The following is an 18,870-nucleotide window of genomic DNA, read 5'->3' on the forward strand; positions in this document are numbered from 1 at the left end:
GCACTGGCGGTGTCAACGGGAACGGCGGGACCGGAGCGGCCAAGGGGACCGACGGGGTCAACCCCGACCAGGACCTGAACGCGCAGAACCTCCCCGGCCAGCGCGGCGACCACGGCGAGGTCATCGCCACCCGCCGCGGCATGTTCGGCGCGAGCGGCGGCGGTGACACCTCCGGGTACGGCGGCCTCGTCCGGTCCGTACGGCTGCCGGGCGCCACGTCCCGCCCGTACGGCGGCTGGTTCGACGAGGTGGCCGACGAGCTGGAAGGCGCGCTGGACGAACAGGGGCTGGTCCCCGAGAACGTCATCGAGAAGACCGTCGTCGACCGCGACGAGCTGACCTTCCACATCGAGCGGGAGTATCTGCCGGCCGTCGCGCAGACCCTCCGCGACGACCCGGCGCTCCGCTTCGAGCTGTGCACCGGCGTCAGCGGGGTGCACTTCCCCGGCGACCAGGGCCGCGAGCTGCACGCCGTCTACCACCTGCGCTCGATCACCCACAACCGGCTGATCCGGCTGGAGGTGTCCGCGCCGGACGCCGACCCGCACGTGCCGTCCCTCGTGGGCGTCTACCCGACCAACGACTGGCACGAGCGCGAGGCGTACGACTTCTTCGGAATGGTCTTCGACGGCCACCCGGCACTCACCCGGATCATGATGCCGGACGACTGGCAGGGCTTCCCGCAGCGCAAGGACTACCCGCTCGGCGGCATCCCCGTCGAGTACAAGGGCGCCCAGATCCCGGCTCCCGACCAGCGGAGGTCGTACACCTGATGTCCACCAGCCATGCGACCCCTCGGGAGACGACCGAGGGCACCGTCTACACGGTCACCGGCGGCGACTGGGACGAGATCGTGGCCGCCGCGGCCCGCGCCGACGACGAGCGGATCGTCGTCAACATGGGCCCCCAGCACCCCTCCACGCACGGCGTGCTGCGGCTGATCCTGGAGATCGACGGCGAGACCGTCACCGAGGCCCGCTGCGGCATCGGCTATCTGCACACCGGCATCGAGAAGAACCTCGAATTCCGTACGTGGACGCAGGGCACCACCTTCGTGACCCGGATGGACTACCTGACGCCGTTCTTCAACGAGACGGCGTACTGCCTGGCCGTGGAGAAGCTGCTCGGCATCACCGGCGACATCCCGGACCGGGCCTCCGTCATCCGCGTGATGCTGATGGAGCTCAACCGGCTCTCCTCCCACCTGGTGGCCATCGCCACCGGCGGCATGGAGCTGGGCGCCACCACCATCATGATCTACGGCTTCCGGGACCGGGAACTGATCCTGGACATCTACGAGCTGATCACCGGCCTGCGGATGAACCACGCGTACGTCCGGCCCGGCGGGCTCGCCCAGGACCTGCCGCCGGGCGCGGTCGACCAGGTGCGCGAGTTCGTGAAGAAGATGCGCAAGAACCTGGGCGAGTACGACAAGCTCGCCACCGGCAACCCGGTCTTCAAGGGCCGGATGCAGGACATCGGCTACCTCGACCTGGCCGGCTGCCTGGCCACCGGCGCCACCGGACCGGTGCTGCGCTCCGCCGGACTCCCGCACGACCTGCGCAAGAGCCAGCCGTACTGCGGGTACGAGCACTACGACTTCGAGGTGCCGACCACCGACACCTGCGACTCCTACGGGCGCTTCCTGATCCGCCTGGAGGAGATGCGCCAGTCGCTGCGCATCGTCGAACAGTGCCTGGACCGGCTGGCGCCAGGCCCGGTGATGGTCGCCGACAAGAAGATCGCCTGGCCCGCCCAGCTGGCCATGGGCCCGGACGGGCTCGGCAACTCGCTCGACCACATCAAGAAGATCATGGGGACCTCGATGGAGGCCCTGATCCACCACTTCAAGCTGGTGACGGAGGGTTTCCGGGTGCCGCCCGGCCAGGCGTACGCGGCCGTGGAGTCGCCCAAGGGCGAGCTGGGCGTGCACGCCGTCAGCGACGGCGGTACCCGCCCCTACCGGGTGCACTTCCGCGACCCGTCCTTCACCAACCTCCAGGCCATGGCGGCGATGTGCGAGGGCGGCCAGGTGGCCGACGTCATCGTCGCCGTCGCGTCCATCGACCCCGTGATGGGAGGCGTCGACCGGTGACAGACGTCAGTTTGGGGATGCCGCAGCTCCCCGCCCCCGACTATCCCGCCGAGGTCAGGGCCCGGCTCGAAGCGGACGCCAAGGAGGTGATCGCCCGCTACCCGGGCTCGCGCTCCGCGCTGCTGCCGCTGCTGCACCTCGTCCAGGCGGAGGAGGGGCACGTCACCCGTACCGGCGTCCGCTTCTGCGCCGAGATGCTGGACCTGACGACGGCGGAGGTCACGGCGGTCTCCACCTTCTACTCCATGTACCGGCGCGGGCCCAGCGGCGACTACCAGGTGGGGGTGTGCACCAACACCCTGTGCGCGGTGATGGGCGGCGACGCGATCTTCGAGGCGCTGCAGAAACATCTGGGCGTGGGCAACGGCGGGACGACCGAGGACGGCAAGGTCACGCTGGAGCACATCGAGTGCAACGCGGCCTGCGACTTCGCGCCCGTCGTGATGGTCAACTGGGAGTTCTTCGACAACCAGACGCCGGACAGCGCCAAGCGGCTCGTGGACGACCTGCGGGAGGGCCGGACCGTCGCGCCGACCCGGGGCGCGCCGCTGTGCACGTACAAGGAGACGGCCCGCATCCTCGCCGGGTTCCCGGATCAGCGCCCCGGCGCGGTCGAGGCCACCGGCGGCGCCGGGCCCGCCTCGCTGGTGGGGCTGCGGCTGGCCAAAGGCGAGGCCGTACCGGGCGCGGGCCAGGCCGCCGACCATGTCGTACCGCAGCGGGGCGCGGGCCCGGCCGAGGGCGACGGCGAGCACGCCGGCCGGGCTCCGGGCGAGGCTCCGGCCACCCACCCCAGCTCGCACGACGCACCGCGCGACACCTCGGCCTCCGACCCTTCGCACCCCGCCGGACCGACCGCCGAGGAGGGGGAGTGATGACCGTGGCCGCCGAGGTCAGCAAGGCCAACCCGGAGAAGCTGCTCGCACCCGTACTGTCCGCCTTCTGGGACCAGCCGGACTCCTGGACGCTGGAGACCTACCTCCGGCACGAGGGCTACGCGGGCATGCGCAAGGCCCTCGCGATGCCGCCGGACGACGTGATCGCGTACGTCAAGGACGCCGGACTGCGCGGCCGTGGCGGCGCCGGTTTCCCCACCGGGATGAAGTGGCAGTTCATCCCGCAGGGCGACGGCAAACCGCACTACCTCGTCGTCAACGCCGACGAGTCCGAGCCGGGCACCTGCAAGGACATCCCGCTGCTCTTCGCCAATCCGCACTCCTTGATCGAGGGCATCGTCATCGCGTGTCACGCGATCCGGTCGAACCACGCCTTCATCTACCTGCGCGGTGAAGTCGTGCCCGTACTGCGGCGGTTGCACGAGGCCGTCCGGGAGGCGTACGACGCGGGCTACCTCGGCCGCGACATCCTCGGCTCGGGCCTGGACCTGGACGTCGTCGTGCACGCGGGCGCGGGCGCGTACATCTGCGGCGAGGAGACCGCGCTGCTGGACTCCCTGGAGGGCCGTCGCGGACAGCCCCGGCTGCGTCCTCCCTTCCCGGCGGTGGCGGGCCTGTACGCCTGCCCCACTGTCGTCAACAACGTCGAGTCCATCGCGTCGGTTCCCGCCATCATGAACAAGGGCAAGGACTGGTTCAGGACCATGGGCAGCGAGAAGTCCCCGGGCTTCACGCTGTACTCGCTCAGCGGCCACGTCGCCAACCCCGGCCAGTACGAGGCCCCGCTGGGCATCACCCTGCGCCAGCTCCTCGACATGAGCGGCGGCATCCGGCCGGGCCACCGCCTCAAGTTCTGGACGCCCGGCGGCTCCTCCACCCCGATGTTCACCGATGAGCACCTCGACGTGCCGCTCGACTACGAAGGCGTCGGCGCCGCCGGCTCGATGCTCGGCACCAAGGCCCTCCAGTGCTTCGACGAGACCACCTGCGTCGTACGGGCCGTCACCCGCTGGACGGAGTTCTACGCGCACGAGTCCTGCGGCAAGTGCACGCCCTGCCGCGAAGGCACCTACTGGCTCGTCCAGTTGCTGCGCGACATCGAGGCGGGCAAGGGCCGCACGAGCGACCTCGACAAGCTCCACGACATCGCCGACAACATCAACGGCAAGTCCTTCTGCGCGCTGGGCGACGGTGCCGCTTCACCGATCTTCTCCTCGCTGAAGTACTTCCGCCCGGAGTACGAGCAGCACATCACCGGCAAGGGCTGCCCCTTCGACCCCGCCAGGTCGACCGCCTGGGCCGACACCGACGCTCACCTGGGGGTGAACGCATGACCGTCACCAGCGACGCCCCCACCGGGGCGGGCGGGGCGGCCGTACCGCCCGAAGACCTCGTCACGCTGACGATCGACGGCATCGAGATCTCCGTCCCCAAGGGGACGCTGGTCATCCGGGCCGCCGAACTCCTCGGCATCGAGATCCCGCGTTTTTGCGACCACCCGCTGCTGGACCCGGCCGGCGCCTGCCGCCAGTGCATCGTGGAGGTGGAGGGCCAGCGCAAGCCGATGGCCTCCTGCACCATCACCTGCACCGACGGCATGGTGGTCAAGTCGCAGCTCACCTCGCCCGTCGCCGAGAAGGCGCAGCGCGGCGTGATGGAACTGCTGCTGATCAATCACCCGCTGGACTGCCCCGTCTGCGACAAGGGCGGCGAGTGCCCGCTGCAGAACCAGGCGATGTCCGCCGGACAGGCCGACACCCGCTTCGAGGGCAAGAAGCGCACCTTCGAGAAGCCGGTGCCGATCTCCAAGCAGGTGCTGCTGGACCGCGAACGGTGCGTGCTGTGCGCACGCTGCACCCGCTTCTCCAACCAGGTCGCGGGCGACCCGATGATCGAACTGATCGAGCGGGGCGCGCTCCAGCAGGTCGGTACGGGCGAAGGGGACCCGTTCCAGTCGTACTTCTCCGGCAACACCATCCAGATCTGCCCGGTCGGCGCGCTGACCTCGGCCGCGTACCGCTTCCGGTCGCGCCCCTTCGACCTGGTCTCCTCGCCGAGCGTCTGCGAACACTGCGCGGGCGGCTGCGCGACCCGTACGGATCACCGGCGCGGCAAGGTCATGCGGCGCCTGGCCGCCGAGGACCCCGAGGTCAACGAGGAGTGGATCTGCGACAAGGGGCGCTTCGCCTTCCGGTACGCGCAGCAGCGCGACCGGCTGGCGCACCCGATGGTGCGGGACGCGCAGACCGGCGAACTGGTGACGGCGAGCTGGCCGGAGGCCCTGGAGGCGGCGGCGCGCGGGCTGGGCGCCGCCAGGGGCCGGACCGGAGTGCTGACCGGCGGCCGGCTGACCGTCGAGGACGCGTACGCCTACGCCAAGTTCGCGCGGATCGCGCTGGACACCAACGACATCGACTTCCGGGCCCGCGCGCACAGCGCCGAGGAGGCCGACTTCCTGGCGGCGCGGGTCGCCGGGCGGGGCCGTGACCTGGACGACGACGGGACCGGGGTCACGTACGAGGTCCTGGAGAAGGCGCCCGCCGTCCTCCTCGCCGGTATCGAGGCGGAGGAGGAGGCGCCCGGCGTCTTCCTGCGGCTGCGCAAGGCCCACCGCAAGCGCGGCCAGCGCACCTTCGGGCTCGCGCCGTACGCGACGCGCGGCCTGGTCAAGGCGGGCGGCACGCTGCTGCCCGCCGCGCCGGGTACGGAGACGGAGTGGCTGGACGCGCTGGGCGGCGGCGTGGGACTGGAGGGGGCGGGCAGCAGCGCCGCCGAGGCGCTGCGCGGCGCGGGTTCGGTGATCGTCGTCGGCGAGCGGCTGGCCGCGGTCCCGGGCGGGCTGACGGCGGCCGTACGGGCGGCCACCGCGACCGGCGCCCGGCTGGTGTGGATTCCCCGGCGGGCCGGGGAGCGCGGCGCCGTCGAGGCGGGCGCGCTGCCCGGACTGCTGCCGGGCGGGCGCCCGGCGACCGACCCGCGCGCCCGTGAGGAGGTCGCCGCCGCCTGGGGCGTCGCCGGGCTGCCGCAGCGGCACGGCCGGGACACCGGCCAGATCGTCGCCGCCGCGGCCGCCGGGGAGCTGAGCGCCCTGCTGGTGGCGGGCGTCGACCCGGCGGACCTGCCGGACCCGGCGCGGGCCCTGGAGGCACTGGACGCGGTGGGCTTCCTGGTGAGCCTGGAGCAGCGCCCGTCGGCCGTGACGGAGCGGGCGGACGTCGTCCTGCCGGTCGCGGCGGCCGCCGAGAAGTCCGGCACCTTCCTCAACTGGGAGGGCCGGGCCCGGCTGTTCGAGGCCGCGCTCAAACCGGACCAGATGACCCGGCGGCACCTGCTGCCGGACGCCCGGGTGCTGCACATGCTCGCCGACGCGATGGACGTCCACCTGGCGCTGCCCGATGTACGGGCGGTGCGGCGGGAGCTGACCGCGCTGGGGACGTGGGACGGCACGTACGCCGCCGACCCGCTGGAGACCGGGCGCGCGCTGCCGCGGCCGGAGCCCGGCGAGGCCGTACTGGCGGGCCACCGGCTGCTGCTCGACCAGGGGCGGATGCAGGAGGGCGACGAGGCGCTGGCCTGTACGCGGCACGCGGCCGTCGCCCGGATGTCGCCGGCCACCGCCGAGGAGACCGGCGTCAAGGACGGCGACCTGCTGGCGGTCACCGGGCCCGCCGGGTCCGTACGGCTGCCGCTGGCGGTCACCCCGATGCCCGACCGGGTGGTGTGGCTGCCGCTGAACTCGGTGGGCGGCGGGGTGGCGGCCGACACCGGGGCACGGCCCGGGGAGTTGGTGAAGGTGGCGCCGGTGTCCGGGGCCGGTGAACCCGGCACCGCGCCGGGTGTCTCCGGTGCTTCCGGTACTTCCGGTCCGGCGTCCGGTCCGGTCGAGGAGGTGGACGCGTGATGCAGCACCTGGCGTTGTCCGGCAGCAGCGCGCTGGCCCAGGAAGACCTGTCGATGTTCGGCCGGGACCCGTGGTGGCTGATCGCGGTCAAGGCGGTCTTCTGCTTCGCGTTCCTCATGCTGACCGTGCTCTTCTCGATCGTCTGGGAGCGCAAGGTCGTCGCGTGGATGCAGCTGCGCATCGGGCCCAACCGGCACGGTCCCTGGGGCATGCTCCAGTCCCTCGCGGACGGCATCAAGCTGATGCTCAAGGAGGACCTGGTCGTCAAGCGGGCCGACAAGGCGGTGTACGTGCTCGCGCCGATCGTGGCGGCCGTACCGGCCTTCATGGCCGTCGCGGTGATCCCCTTCGGCCCGGTCGGCAACGAGATCTCGATCTTCGGCCAGCGCACCACGATGCAGCTCACCGACCTGCCGATCGGCGTGCTCTACATCCTGGCCACCGCCTCCGTCGGCATCTACGGCATCGTGCTGGCGGGCTGGTCCTCCGGCTCGACGTACCCGCTGCTCGGCGGTCTGCGCTCGTGCGCGCAGATGATCTCGTACGAGATCGCGATGGGCATGTCCTTCGCGGCGGTCTTCCTCTACTCGGGGTCGATGTCGACCTCGACGATCGTGGAGTCGCAGCAGGACCGGTGGTACGTGCTGCTGCTGCCGGTCTCCTTCATCATCTACATCGTCGCCATGGTGGGCGAGACCAACCGGGCGCCGTTCGACATGCCGGAGTCCGAGGGCGACCTGGTCGGCGGCTTCAACACCGAGTACTCGTCCATCAAGTTCGCGATGTTCATGCTCGCCGAGTACATCAACATGGTGACCGTCTCGGCGGTCGCGGTGACCCTCTTCCTGGGCGGCTGGAAGGCCCCGTACCCGATCAGCAGCTTCTGGGAAGGCGCCAACCACGGCTGGTGGCCGCTGCTCTGGTTCGTCGTCAAGGTGCAGCTGCTGCTGTTCTTCTTCATCTGGCTGCGTGGCACGCTGCCCCGCGTGCGCTACGACCAGTTCATGAAGCTGGGGTGGAAGGTCCTCATCCCGGTCTCGATGGTCTGGCTGATGCTCGTCGCGACCGTACGGGCCCTGAAGAACGAGGGGTACGACTTCCAGCGGATCGTGATGTTCGTGGGCGGCGCGGCCATCGCCGTCCTGCTGATCTCGCTCGTCGCCGACTTCTTCCGGCGCGGCGAGAAGGAGGAGCCGGCCGAGGAGCCGGCCTTCGACCCCATGGCGGGCGGCTTCCCCGTGCCGCCGCTGCCCGGACAGACCCTGCCACCGGTGCCTCGGCGACGGCCGCGCCGGGAGCGCGAGTTGATTGTCAGTGGTGGGGTGGACACTGTCAGTGACGGAATCGACAAGGACGGAAAGGGGGGCGACGGTGCCTGACTTCCAGAACCCCGTGGCCGGCTTCGGCGTGACCTTCAAGGCCATGTTCAAGAAGCGGCTGACCGAGCAGTATCCGGAGGAGAAGAAACCGACGGCGCCGCGCTTCCACGGCCGCCACCAGCTCAACCGGCATCCCGACGGGCTGGAGAAGTGCATCGGCTGCGAGCTGTGCGCCTGGGCCTGCCCGGCCGACGCGATCTACGTCGAAGGCGCCGACAACACCGACGAGGAGCGCTACAGCCCCGGCGAGCGCTACGGCCGCGTCTACCAGATCAACTACCTGCGCTGCATCCTGTGCGGGCTGTGCGTCGAGGCGTGCCCCACCCGCGCGCTGACCATGACCAACGAGTACGAACTCGCCGACCGGTCCCGCGAATCGCTCATCTACACCAAGGAGGAGCTGCTCGCGGGGCTGGAGGAGACCATGGTCGACAGCCCGCACGCCATCTTCCCCGGCATGACGGAGAAGGACTACTACCGCGGCCTGGTGACCGAGGCCGCGCCGGGGACGGTGCGGCAGGTCGCCGTCTCCAAGGGCGAGACGGCCGAAGGGGAGGGCGGCGCGGACACCGCGGCGCCCCAGGAGGCCGCGGCCACCTTCGGGCCCGACGAGCCCGCCGCCCGGGAGGTGACCCGGTGACCACGACCTCCCTGGCCGCCGCGGCCTCCACCGGCGAGGCGGTGCAGTTCTGGATCCTCGGCACGGTCGCGGTGATCGGCGCGCTGTGCACGATCCTGATGCGGCGCGCCGTGCACAGCGCCCTGTCGCTGGCCGGCACCATGATCATCCTGGCGGTGTTCTACCTCGCCAACGGCGCGTACTTCCTCGGCATCGTGCAGATCGTCGTCTACACCGGCGCGATCATGATGCTGTTCCTCTTCGTCGTCATGCTCGTCGGCGTCACGGCGGCCGACTCCCTCAAGGAGACGCTCAAGGGCCAGCGCTGGCTGGCCGCCGCCTGCGGCCTCGGCTTCGGCATCCTGCTGATCGCCGGGATCGGCAACGCCTCGCTCCGGCACTTCAACGGCCTCGGCGAGGCCAACGCCGGGGGCAACGTCCAGGGCCTGGCGGCGCTGATCTTCACCAAGTACGTCTTCGCCTTCGAGGTCACCGGCGCCCTGCTGATCACGGCGGCGGTCGGCGCGATGGTGCTGACGCACCGCGAGCGTACGGAGCGTGCCAAGACCCAGCGCGAGCAGTCCGAGGCCCGGATCCGCGAGGGCAAGCAGATCCCGCCGCTGCCCGCCCCCGGCGTCTACGCCCGGCACAACGCGGTCGACGTCCCCGGCCTGCTCCCCGACGGCACGCCGTCCGAGCTGACCGTCAACCCGACGCTGCGCGAGCGGGGCCAGATCCGCGACGTCTCCGGCGCGGCGCTGGACGAGCTGAAGGCGCTGGAGCAGCGCTCCGAAGAGCGGCTGGGCCGCAGCGAGGAGGCGAAGCGGTGAACCCGGTCAACTATCTCTACCTCGCCGCCCTGTTGTTCACCATCGGCGCGGCCGGGGTGCTGATCAGGCGGAACGCCATCGTGGTGTTCATGTGCATCGAGCTGATGCTCAACGCCTGCAACCTCGCCTTCGTGGCCTTCTCGCGGATGCACGGAAACCTGGACGGGCAGATCATCGCGTTCTTCACGATGGTCGTCGCCGCGGCCGAGGTCGTGGTGGGCCTGGCGATCATCGTGTCCATCTTCCGTACCCGCCACACGGCCTCGGTCGACGACGCCAGCCTGATGAAGCTGTAAGGGGTCGTAAACGTGGAGAACTTGATCGCCCTGCTCGTCGCGGCCCCCCTGGCCGGCGCGGCCCTGCTGCTGTGCGGCGGCAGGAGACTGGACCGGGCCGGCCACTGGCTCGGCACGCTGCTCGCGCTGGCGTCCTTCGCCCTGGCCGTCCCCCTGTTCACCGAGCTGCTGGGCCGCGACGCCGAGCACCGCACCCTGCACCAGCACCTGTTCAGCTGGATCCCGGTGGGCGGCTTCCAGGCGGACGTGGCCTTCCAGCTCGACCAGCTGTCCATGACGTTCGTCCTGCTGATCACCGGTGTCGGATCGCTGATCCACATCTACTCGATCGGCTACATGGAGCACGACGAGCGGCGCCGCCGCTTCTTCGGCTACCTCAACCTCTTCCTCGCGGCCATGCTGCTGCTCGTCCTCGCCGACAACTACCTGCTGCTGTACGTCGGCTGGGAGGGCGTCGGCCTCGCCTCGTACCTGCTCATCGGCTTCTGGCAGCACAAGCCCAGCGCGGCGACGGCGGCGAAGAAGGCGTTCCTCGTCAACCGCGTCGGTGACGTCGGCCTGTCCATCGCCATCATGCTGATGTTCACCACGTTCGGGACGTTCGCGTTCGGGCCGGTGCTGGGCGCGGCGGGCGAGACGTCCGAGGGCAAGCTGACCGCCATCGGCGTGATGCTGCTGCTCGCCGCCTGCGGCAAGTCGGCGCAGGTCCCGCTCCAGTCCTGGCTGGGCGACGCGATGGAGGGCCCGACCCCGGTCTCCGCCCTGATCCACGCGGCGACCATGGTGACCGCCGGCGTCTACCTGATCACCCGCTCCGGCGCGATCTTCAACGGGGCGCCGGACGCGCAGACCGCCGTCGTGGTGGTGGGCGCGGTGACGCTGCTGTTCGGCGCCATCGTCGGTTGCGCGAAGGACGACATCAAGAAGGCCCTGGCGGGCTCGACGATGTCGCAGATCGGCTACATGATCCTGGCCGCCGGGCTGGGGCCGGTCGGGTACGCCTTCGCGATCATGCACCTGGTCACCCACGGCTTCTTCAAGGCGGGCCTCTTCCTGGGTGCCGGGTCGGTGATGCACGGGATGAACGACGAGGTGGACATGCGCCGCTACGGCGGCCTGCGCAAGTACATGCCCGTCACCTTCATCACCTTCGGCCTCGGCTACCTGGCGATCATCGGCTTCCCCGGGCTGTCCGGCTTCTTCTCCAAGGACAAGATCATCGAGGCGGCGTTCGCCAAGGGCGGCACGGAAGGGTGGATCCTGGGCGGAGCGGCCCTGCTGGGCGCCGCGATCACCGCGTTCTACATGACGCGGGTGATGCTCATGACGTTCTTCGGCGAGGAGCGCTGGCGCAAGGCGCCGACGCCGTCCCCTGCTGAGCCGTCGGTGGAGCCCGCGGCCGAGACCCGGGGCGAGTACACCCCGCCGCACCCGCACGAGTCGCCCAAGTCCATGACGGTCCCGATGATCCTGCTTGCCGTCGGATCGGTCTTCGCGGGCGGGCTGTTCAGCATCAACGAGGCGTTCGTGACCTGGCTGGAGCCGGTCACCTCCTTCGACCACGGGCACCCGCCGCTGAGCGCCTCGGCGATCACCACGGCCACCATCGTGGTGATGGTCCTCGGCGTCGGGCTCGCCTACCTCCAGTACGGGCGCAAGCCGGTCCCCGCCGTCGCCCCGCGCGGCTCGCTGCTGACCCGGGCGGCCCGCCGCGACCTGCTCCAGGACGACTTCAACCATGTCGTGCTGGTGCGCGGCGGCGGCGAGCTGACCCGCGCCCTGGTCCAGCTGGACCACTCCGTCGTGGACGGCGCGGTCAACGGCACGGCGGCGTCGATGGGCGGCCTCTCCGGCCGGCTGCGCCGGGCGCAGAACGGCTTCGCCCGCTCGTACGCGGTACAGATGTTGGGCGGTGCGGCCGTGCTGATCGCCGCGACCCTGCTGATGAGGGGTGTCTGAGCCATGTCGTTTCCCCTTCTGACGGCCACCGCGGCGGTCCCGGCGATCGGCGCGATCGCCACCGCCGCGCTGCCCGCCGCCAAGCGCACCGCCGCCAAATGGCTGGCCCTGCTCTTCTCGCTGGCCACCCTGGTGCTGGCCGCGGTGGTCGCGGTCCGCTTCGAGCCGGGCGCGCAGGGCCCGTTCCAGCTGACCGAGTCGCACGCCTGGATCAGGGACTTCGGCGTCCGCTACGAACTGGGCGTGGACGGCATCGCGGTGGCGCTGATCGCGCTGACCGCGCTGCTGGTCCCGTTCGTGATCCTGGCGGGCTGGCACGACGCCGATCCTCTTGAGGAGGCGACGCCCAACCGGCGCTGGCGGCCCACCCAGGGCTTCTTCGCGCTGGTCCTCGCCGTCGAGGCGATGGTGGTCATCTCCTTCGAGGCCACCGACGTCTTCCTCTTCTACATCTTCTTCGAAGCCATGCTCATCCCGATGTACTTCCTCATCGGCGGCTTCGGGGACCGGGCCGGGGCGGACGGCGAGGAGCGCAGCGCCACGCTGCGCTCGCAGGCCGCCGTGAAGTTCCTGCTCTACAACCTGGCCGGCGGTCTGATCATGCTGGCCGCGGTGATCGGACTGTACGCGGCCACCGCCGACCAGCTCGGCAGCGGCACCTTCTCCCTGACGGAGATCGTCCAGGCGCGGGCGGACGGCAAGCTGGAGCTGGGCACCGGCACGGAACGGCTGCTGTTCCTCGGCTTCTTCTTCGCCTTCGCGGTGAAGGCGCCGCTGTGGCCGCTGCACACCTGGCTGCCGGGCGCGATGGGCGAGTCCACGGCGCCGGTGGCCGTCCTGATCACCGCGGTGGTCGACAAGGTCGGCACCTTCGCGATGCTGCGCTTCTGCCTCCAGCTCTTCCCGGAGGCCAGCAGCTGGGCCACCCCGGTCGTCCTCGTCCTCGCACTGATCAGCATCCTGTACGGCGCGCTGCTCGCGGTCGGCCAGCGGGACATCAAGCGCCTGGTGGCGTACGCGTCCATCTCCCACTTCGGCTTCATCGTCATGGGCATCTTCGCGATGACGAGCCAGGGGCAGGGCGGCGCGACGCTGTACATGGTCAACCACGGCATCTCGACGGCGGCGCTGATGCTGGTCGCCGGATTCCTGATCTCGCGGCGCGGCTCCCGGCTGATCGCCGACTACGGCGGGGTGCAGAAGGTCGCGCCGGTGCTGGCCGGCACCTTCCTGGTGGGCGGTCTGGCGACGCTGTCGCTGCCGGGCCTGGCGCCGTTCGTCAGCGAATTCCTGGTGCTGGTCGGCACGTTCAGCCGCTACCCGGCGGTGGGCATCGTGGCCACCGTCGGCATCGTGCTCGCCGCGCTGTACGTCCTCGTCCTCTACCAGCGGACGATGACCGGCCCGGTGAAGGCGGAGGTGCGGACGATGCCCGACCTCAAGGCGCGGGAGCTGGCGGTCGTCGCCCCGCTGATCGCGCTGCTGCTGTTTCTCGGCGTCTACCCCAAGCCGCTGACGGACCTCGTCAACCCGGCGGTGGACCACACCCTGTCCGTCGTCGACCGGCACGATCCCCGCCCCGACGTAACCGTGAAGGCAGATGCGGAGGCCGCGAAGTGAGTTCCGTGGCGAGCGTCCACAGCCTGTGGACCATTGCGGCCGAGGCTCCGGCCAAGATCCCGGCGCCGAAGATCGAGTATGCCCAGCTGGCCCCGGCGCTCATCGTGCTGGGTGCCGCGGTCGTCGGCGTCGTCCTGGAAGCGTTCCTGCCGCGCCGCAGCCGGTACCACGCCCAGCTCCTGCTGTCCGTGCTCGCGCTGGCCGCCGGGTTCGCGGCCGTCGTGGGGCTGGCGGCGGGCGGCTTCGGCACCAGCAAGGCGAAGATCGCGGCCATGGGCGCCATCGCCGTGGACGGTCCGGCGCTCTTCCTCCAGGGCACGATCCTGCTGGTGGCGCTGGTCGCCACGTTCACCTTCGCCGAGCGCCGGCTCGACCCGGCCGCGCACGGCAGGAAGGTGGACTCCTTCGTGGCGCAGGCCGCCGCGGTGCCCGGAGGCGAAGCCGAACAGGCCGCGGTCAAGGCCGGGTTCACCACCACCGAGGTGTTCCCGATCGCGCTGTTCGCGGTCGGCGGGATGCTGGTCTTCCCCGCCGCCAACGACCTGCTGACCCTCTTCATCGCGCTGGAGGTCTTCTCCCTCCCGCTGTACATCCTGTGCGCGCTGGCCCGCCGCCAGCGGCTGCTGTCGCAGGAGGCGGCGGTCAAGTACTTCCTGCTCGGCGCGTTCTCCTCGGCGTTCCTGCTGTTCGGCATCGCCCTGCTGTACGGGTACGCGGGCACGGTCACGTACTCCGGCATCGCGCAGGTCGTCAGCGACGGCGCCAAGCAGATCGACCCGGCGCTGGCCGACACCATGGGCAACGACGCGCTGCTGCTGATCGGCGCGGCGCTGGTGCTCATGGGACTGCTCTTCAAGGTCGGCGCGGTGCCGTTCCACATGTGGACGCCGGACGTCTACCAGGGCGCGCCGACCCCGGTGACCGGGTTCATGGCGGCGGCCACCAAGGTCGCCGCGTTCGGCGCGCTGCTGCGGCTGCTGTACGTGGTCCTGCCGGGCCTGCGCTGGGACTGGCGGCCGGTGATGTGGGGCGTCGCGATCGTCACGATGCTGGGCGGCGCGATCGTCGCGATCACCCAGACCGACATCAAGCGGCTGCTGGCGTACAGCTCCATCGCACACGCCGGGTTCATCCTGGCCGGTGTGATCGCCGCCGACAAGGACGGCATCTCGTCCGTCCTGTTCTACCTGGCGGCGTACTCCTTCGTGACGCTCGGCGCGTTCGCGGTGGTCACCCTCGTCCGGGACGCGGGCGGCGAGGCGACGCAACTGGCGAAGTGGGCGGGGCTGGGCCGGCGCTCACCCCTGACGGCGGCGGTCTTCGCGGTCTTCCTGCTGGCCTTCGCCGGTATCCCGCTGACCTCGGGCTTCACCGGGAAGTTCGCGGTGTTCAAGGCGGCTGCGGAGAGCGGCGCGGGCTGGCTGGTCGTGGTCGGTGTCGTCTCGTCCGCCATCGCCGCGTTCTTCTACATCCGGGTCATCGTGCTGATGTTCTTCAACGAGCCGAAGGCGGACGGGCCGACCGTGGCGGTGCCCAGCCCGCTGACCATGACGGCCATCGCGGTCGGTGTCGTGGTCACGCTGGTCCTGGGGCTGGCGCCGCAGTACTTCCTCGACCTGGCGGGCCAGGCGGGAGTGTTCGTGCGCTGAGCGGCGACGCCGGCGTACGGCGCACGCTCCACGGCCGCCGTCCGGTACCCCTGCGGGGGTGCCGGACGGCGGCCGTTGCGCCACTCGGGCGAAGGGGACCGGCGCGGCCTGAAGCACGTACGAGGAGGGCCGGCCGGAGTGCGAAAGGCGCAGCTCAGTGCGGGGGAGGCCGGGCTCAGCGGGAGAACAGCACCGACCGGACCAGGACCTTCTTCGGCGCGGCCTTGCCGGGCGGGACGACGTAGAAGGCGTCGCTGCTGCAGTCGTCGTCGGCGAAGAGGGTCACGGTGGCGTTCGTCCGGTTGAGCGCCGCGTAGGCGAAGTCGGCGCCGTTCGGGAGCTTGAGGGTGATGCACTGCTTGCCGGGCGGGTTGAACAGGGCCGCACGCTGGTCGAGCTGGTTGCCGGTGTTGAAGCCGTAGGAGAAGACGCCGTCGGCGGCGTAGGCGGAGGCGGGGGTGGTCAGGGCGAGTACGGCCGCTCCGAAGGCGGCGGCGACGGAGGTGCGCAGGCGCATCTCGTGACTCCTCGTGGTTGTCGGTGTCGAGCAACTACTCGGAGTGAATATGGCTCAGCGTATGGCGTCTTTCCCGGCGCCGCCCCGGAAACACCCCTGGTGGCGTAGCGGGCCTCCGCCGTTCGCGGCGGCCCTCGGCCGTTCGCGCCGGTCAGGCCCTGGGACGGCTCAGCGCCTGATCGGCCGTCAGGAGCCGGGCGTACCCGCGGGCAGGCTCGGCATTCCCAGAAGCTTGAGCTTGCCCTCGGCCTTGGTGAAGTCGTCCGTGGGCCCGTCCTTCCAGCGCACCTTCAGCGTCCTGCCGTCCGCGCCCGGCGTGACGGTTCCCAGGGTGCGGGTGGTGTGGCCGCCCATGCACTTCAGGGCGATCACCGTGGTACCCACCGTCTCCACCTTGCCCTGGCAGGCCGACCCGGTGTCCGCGCCGAGCCCCAGTGAGGCGATGCCCCGGTAGATCACGAGGGTGAGGTGCGAGTCGCCGGTGGTGGCGGTCCAGGCGCCGTCGAGGCGGCTGGTGCCGGAGCCGTCAACGCCGGAGCCGTCACCGCCGGAGCCGTCACCGGCCGGGCCGCCGGGGGTTTGCGACGGGGAGGCGGCCGGCGCCGTGCCCGTCCCGCCCGCCGCGTCGCGCTTGCCGTCTCCGCCACCGCTGCCGCAGCCGCTGAGCAGCAGCGCGGCTATGGCGGCCGTACCGGCGATCTGCACTGCCTTGCGCACGTGCGTCTCCTCCGTCGTAGGGCAGGGAGACGAGAGGCTAGCAATGCGATGCGCGGCCCAGGTCCGTAACGGGTGGGACCGGAGTGATTGCGGCGGCGTCGCTACGCAGTCGGTGCGCCGCCGTGACCTTCGGCCGTCTCATCCGCCACCGCCACCGTCACCGCCGCCGTCACCGCCACCGCCACCGCTGCCGGCGGTGGCCTGGTCCTGAAGGATCACGGCCGCCACCGCGCGGGCGATCCAGTCGTCGCGGTCCAGCGCTTTCAGGTCGCGGCGTACGGCCCGCCGGTCCCGGCCCAGCTCCAGCTTGCGGTCCAGGCAGGTGGCCGACACCAGGGCGGCCAGCGTCCGGTCGCGCGGGTCCGCGAAGCCGGTGGCCAGCGCCCCCTTGAAACGCGCGCGGGCAGGTCCGGCGAGGTCCACCGGCCCGGCCGCCAGCCGCTCGTAACGGAACAGGCCGAGCGCGCGCCGGGACTCCCGGCGGACCGCACCGCGCTGTTCCAGCCGCTGCCGGCACGCCTCGTCGACACCGCGCGCCGCGTGCCGCAGCCAGCGCTTGACCTTGACCTCGCCGCCTTTGCCGGGGGCGGACAGCGTGGCCAGCGCCGCGTCCAGCACCAGGTCACCGACGGGCAGCGGACTGCCCACGAGGAACCGGCCGCCGCGGCCCTCGGTGACCCGCCCGGCCTGCGCCAGCTCCGCGAGGGCGGCGCCGGCCAGGCCGTACCGCAGGTAGGACGGATAGTTCAGCGGCTTGCCCCGCGCCGGGTCCAGGGCGAGGAGCAGCAACTCCTCGGCCAGCGTGGGGCCGTGGTCCGCGCCGCCCCACTCGCTCCCCGCCCCGTGCCCGGTCATGACGTACGCGCGGGCCGGATACGTCCGGTGACCTCACCCAGGCCGATCCGGGAGCCCTCGGGCCCCGGCGCCCAGGCGGTCAGCGTGACCTCGTCGCCGTCCTCCAGGAACGGGCCCTTGCCCTGGGTGAGTTCGAGGAGGCAGCCGAGCTGGTCCGGCTCCGGCCCGGAGACCGTGCCGGAGGCGTAGAGGTCGCCGGTGCGCAACGAGGCGCCGTTGACCGTCATGTGGGTGAGCTGCTGGGCGGCGGTCCAGTACATGGCGGAGAAGGGCGGGCGGGCGACCGTCTCGCCGTTGATGTCGACCTGGATGCGCAGGTCGATGCCGCCCGGCTCGGCGTCCGAGTCGTCCAGGTAGGGCAGGACGGGGACGTCGCGGGCGGGCGGTGCCGTGCGGGCGTGGTCCAGCGCGTCCAGCGGCGTGATCCACGCGGACACGGAGGTCGCGAAGGACTTGCCGAGGAAGGGGCCGAGCGGCACGTACTCCCAGGCCTGGATGTCGCGCGCCGACCAGTCGTTGACCAGGCAGACGCCGAAGACATGGTCGCGGAAGCCGGCCAGGCCGACCGGCTCGCCGAGCGCCGACGGCGTGCCGACGACGAAGCCGACCTCCGCCTCGATGTCCAGCCGCCGGGAGGGCCCGAAGGTGGGCGCCGTGTCGGCGGGCGCCTTGCGCTGGCCGTCGGGCCGTACGACCGGGGTGCCGGAGACGACGACCGTGCCGGCCCGGCCGTGGTAGCCGATGGGCAGGTGCTTCCAGTTGGGGGTCAGCGCGTCGGCGTTCGGCCGGAAGATCCGGCCGACGTTGGTGGCGTGGTGCTCGCTGGCGTAGAAGTCGACGTAGTCCGCGACCTCGAACGGCAGGTGCAGCGTCACCGCGTTCAGCGGGAGCAGCAGCGACTCGGTGGCGGCGCGGTGCGCGGGGTCGGTGACGGCCGTGCGGACGGCCTCCCGTACGGCCTGCCAGGTCTCGCGGCCCGCGGCGAGCAGCGGGTTCAGGGTCGGTGCGGCGAGCAGGTCGGCGTGCGGCGATCCGGAGGTGGCGGCCAGCGCGTCGAGGTCGAGTACGTGGTCGCCGTAGCGCACGCCGATGCGGCGCCGCGTCGGATCGTCCGCCGTACTGAAGACGCCGTAGGGGAGGGTGTGCGGCCCGAAGGGGTGGTCCTCGGGCAGGTCGAGCGGGTGGTGCTCGGACATGTACGGCTCCTCGCGTGGTCTCTCGCGTGCGTCGTCACCTGTGGCCGCGGCCCCGGCCGGCGGGCCGGCGGGCTCTGCGATCAGATTACGGCCCGACGGGCCGCGAGGGGATGCCCGGACGGACAGCGGTTGCCGCCACCGAGGTGGCCGGGACAGCGGCGAACCGAAGGGACAGCGGAAGAAAAGAATTCAGAACCGAACGAAAGGCGTTGGCAAAGCGCCATAAAAGAGTTCGTAATGTCCGGAAATACGGTACCCGAGTGGGCAGTTCGGCTCTAACTTCCTTGCGGGGCGTGGCCGGGGCGGGACGCGCGCCGTTGGGGGGTCAGGTGGCTCGGAGC

Annotated in this window: 16 protein-coding genes; 12 read left to right on the forward strand and 4 right to left on the reverse strand. The window is 71.3% G+C overall.

Annotated elements, in window-relative coordinates:
- Window positions 1-74 precede the first annotated feature (74 nt).
- From OEIGOIKO_RS22825 to nuoN, 12 genes are read left to right on the forward strand one after another with little or no spacing between them, the layout of a single operon-like run.
- Window positions 75-773, forward strand: coding sequence for an NADH-quinone oxidoreductase subunit C (locus OEIGOIKO_RS22825; protein ID WP_125058877.1), 699 nt, complete (start codon window positions 75-77; stop codon window positions 771-773).
- Window positions 773-2,095, forward strand: a complete 1,323-nt coding sequence (locus OEIGOIKO_RS22830; RefSeq protein ID WP_125055598.1) for an NADH-quinone oxidoreductase subunit D — start codon at window positions 773-775, stop codon at window positions 2,093-2,095. Before OEIGOIKO_RS22825 ends, OEIGOIKO_RS22830 begins: the two co-directional genes overlap by 1 nt.
- Before the next feature lie 17 nt (window positions 2,096-2,112).
- Window positions 2,113-2,970: an NADH-quinone oxidoreductase subunit NuoE gene (nuoE, locus tag OEIGOIKO_RS22835; RefSeq protein WP_125058878.1), complete on the forward strand. Its 858-nt coding sequence runs from the start codon at window positions 2,113-2,115 to the stop codon at window positions 2,968-2,970.
- The gene (gene nuoF, locus OEIGOIKO_RS22840; protein ID WP_125055599.1) at window positions 2,970-4,325 is read left to right on the forward strand and encodes an NADH-quinone oxidoreductase subunit NuoF; all 1,356 of its coding nucleotides are present in this window, start codon (window positions 2,970-2,972) and stop codon (window positions 4,323-4,325) included. The genes nuoE and nuoF overlap by 1 nt, the downstream gene beginning before the upstream one ends.
- Window positions 4,322-6,892 (forward strand): NADH-quinone oxidoreductase subunit G, encoded by a 2,571-nt coding sequence (locus tag OEIGOIKO_RS22845; RefSeq protein WP_125055600.1) that lies wholly within the window; start codon window positions 4,322-4,324, stop codon window positions 6,890-6,892. The genes nuoF and OEIGOIKO_RS22845 overlap by 4 nt, the downstream gene beginning before the upstream one ends.
- Window positions 6,892-8,271, forward strand: a complete 1,380-nt coding sequence (gene nuoH, locus OEIGOIKO_RS22850; RefSeq protein WP_125058879.1) for an NADH-quinone oxidoreductase subunit NuoH — start codon at window positions 6,892-6,894, stop codon at window positions 8,269-8,271. Before OEIGOIKO_RS22845 ends, nuoH begins: the two co-directional genes overlap by 1 nt.
- Entirely contained in the window at window positions 8,264-8,911 is a 648-nt protein-coding gene (gene nuoI / locus OEIGOIKO_RS22855) for an NADH-quinone oxidoreductase subunit NuoI (protein WP_125055601.1), read from the forward strand. Before nuoH ends, nuoI begins: the two co-directional genes overlap by 8 nt.
- Complete coding sequence (locus OEIGOIKO_RS22860; protein WP_125055602.1) at window positions 8,908-9,720, forward strand: NADH-quinone oxidoreductase subunit J; 813 nt, start codon at window positions 8,908-8,910, stop codon at window positions 9,718-9,720. The genes nuoI and OEIGOIKO_RS22860 overlap by 4 nt, the downstream gene beginning before the upstream one ends.
- Complete coding sequence (gene nuoK, locus OEIGOIKO_RS22865) at window positions 9,717-10,016, forward strand: NADH-quinone oxidoreductase subunit NuoK (RefSeq protein ID WP_003983361.1); 300 nt, start codon at window positions 9,717-9,719, stop codon at window positions 10,014-10,016. The genes OEIGOIKO_RS22860 and nuoK overlap by 4 nt, the downstream gene beginning before the upstream one ends.
- Before the next feature lie 12 nt (window positions 10,017-10,028).
- Complete coding sequence (gene nuoL / locus OEIGOIKO_RS22870; RefSeq protein WP_125055603.1) at window positions 10,029-11,975, forward strand: NADH-quinone oxidoreductase subunit L; 1,947 nt, start codon at window positions 10,029-10,031, stop codon at window positions 11,973-11,975.
- 3 nt (window positions 11,976-11,978) lie between these two features.
- Entirely contained in the window at window positions 11,979-13,595 is a 1,617-nt protein-coding gene (locus tag OEIGOIKO_RS22875) for an NADH-quinone oxidoreductase subunit M (protein WP_125055604.1), read from the forward strand.
- On the forward strand, window positions 13,592-15,244 hold the full coding sequence (gene nuoN / locus OEIGOIKO_RS22880; RefSeq protein WP_125055605.1) for an NADH-quinone oxidoreductase subunit NuoN: 1,653 nt from the start codon (window positions 13,592-13,594) through the stop codon (window positions 15,242-15,244). Before OEIGOIKO_RS22875 ends, nuoN begins: the two co-directional genes overlap by 4 nt.
- A 175-nt stretch (window positions 15,245-15,419) precedes the next feature.
- On the opposite strand, the gene OEIGOIKO_RS22885 is transcribed toward nuoN, so the two are convergent.
- The 4 genes from OEIGOIKO_RS22885 to fahA form a co-directional block, all read right to left on the reverse strand.
- A complete protein-coding gene (locus tag OEIGOIKO_RS22885) occupies window positions 15,420-15,761 on the reverse strand; it encodes a hypothetical protein (RefSeq protein ID WP_125055606.1) in 342 nt (113 codons plus the stop codon).
- Between the two features lie 186 nt (window positions 15,762-15,947).
- Window positions 15,948-16,478 (reverse strand): hypothetical protein, encoded by a 531-nt coding sequence (locus tag OEIGOIKO_RS22890; protein ID WP_125055607.1) that lies wholly within the window; start codon window positions 16,476-16,478, stop codon window positions 15,948-15,950.
- A 138-nt stretch (window positions 16,479-16,616) separates the two neighbouring features.
- Complete coding sequence (locus OEIGOIKO_RS22895; protein ID WP_125055608.1) at window positions 16,617-17,333, reverse strand: GOLPH3/VPS74 family protein; 717 nt, start codon at window positions 17,331-17,333, stop codon at window positions 16,617-16,619.
- Complete coding sequence (gene fahA, locus OEIGOIKO_RS22900) at window positions 17,330-18,529, reverse strand: fumarylacetoacetase (protein WP_125055609.1); 1,200 nt, start codon at window positions 18,527-18,529, stop codon at window positions 17,330-17,332. The genes OEIGOIKO_RS22895 and fahA overlap by 4 nt, the downstream gene beginning before the upstream one ends.
- Window positions 18,530-18,870: the final 341 nt, after the last annotated feature.

The sequence above is a fragment of the Streptomyces paromomycinus genome (assembly GCF_003865155.1).
Taxonomy (GTDB): Bacteria; Actinomycetota; Actinomycetes; order Streptomycetales; family Streptomycetaceae; genus Streptomyces; species Streptomyces chrestomyceticus.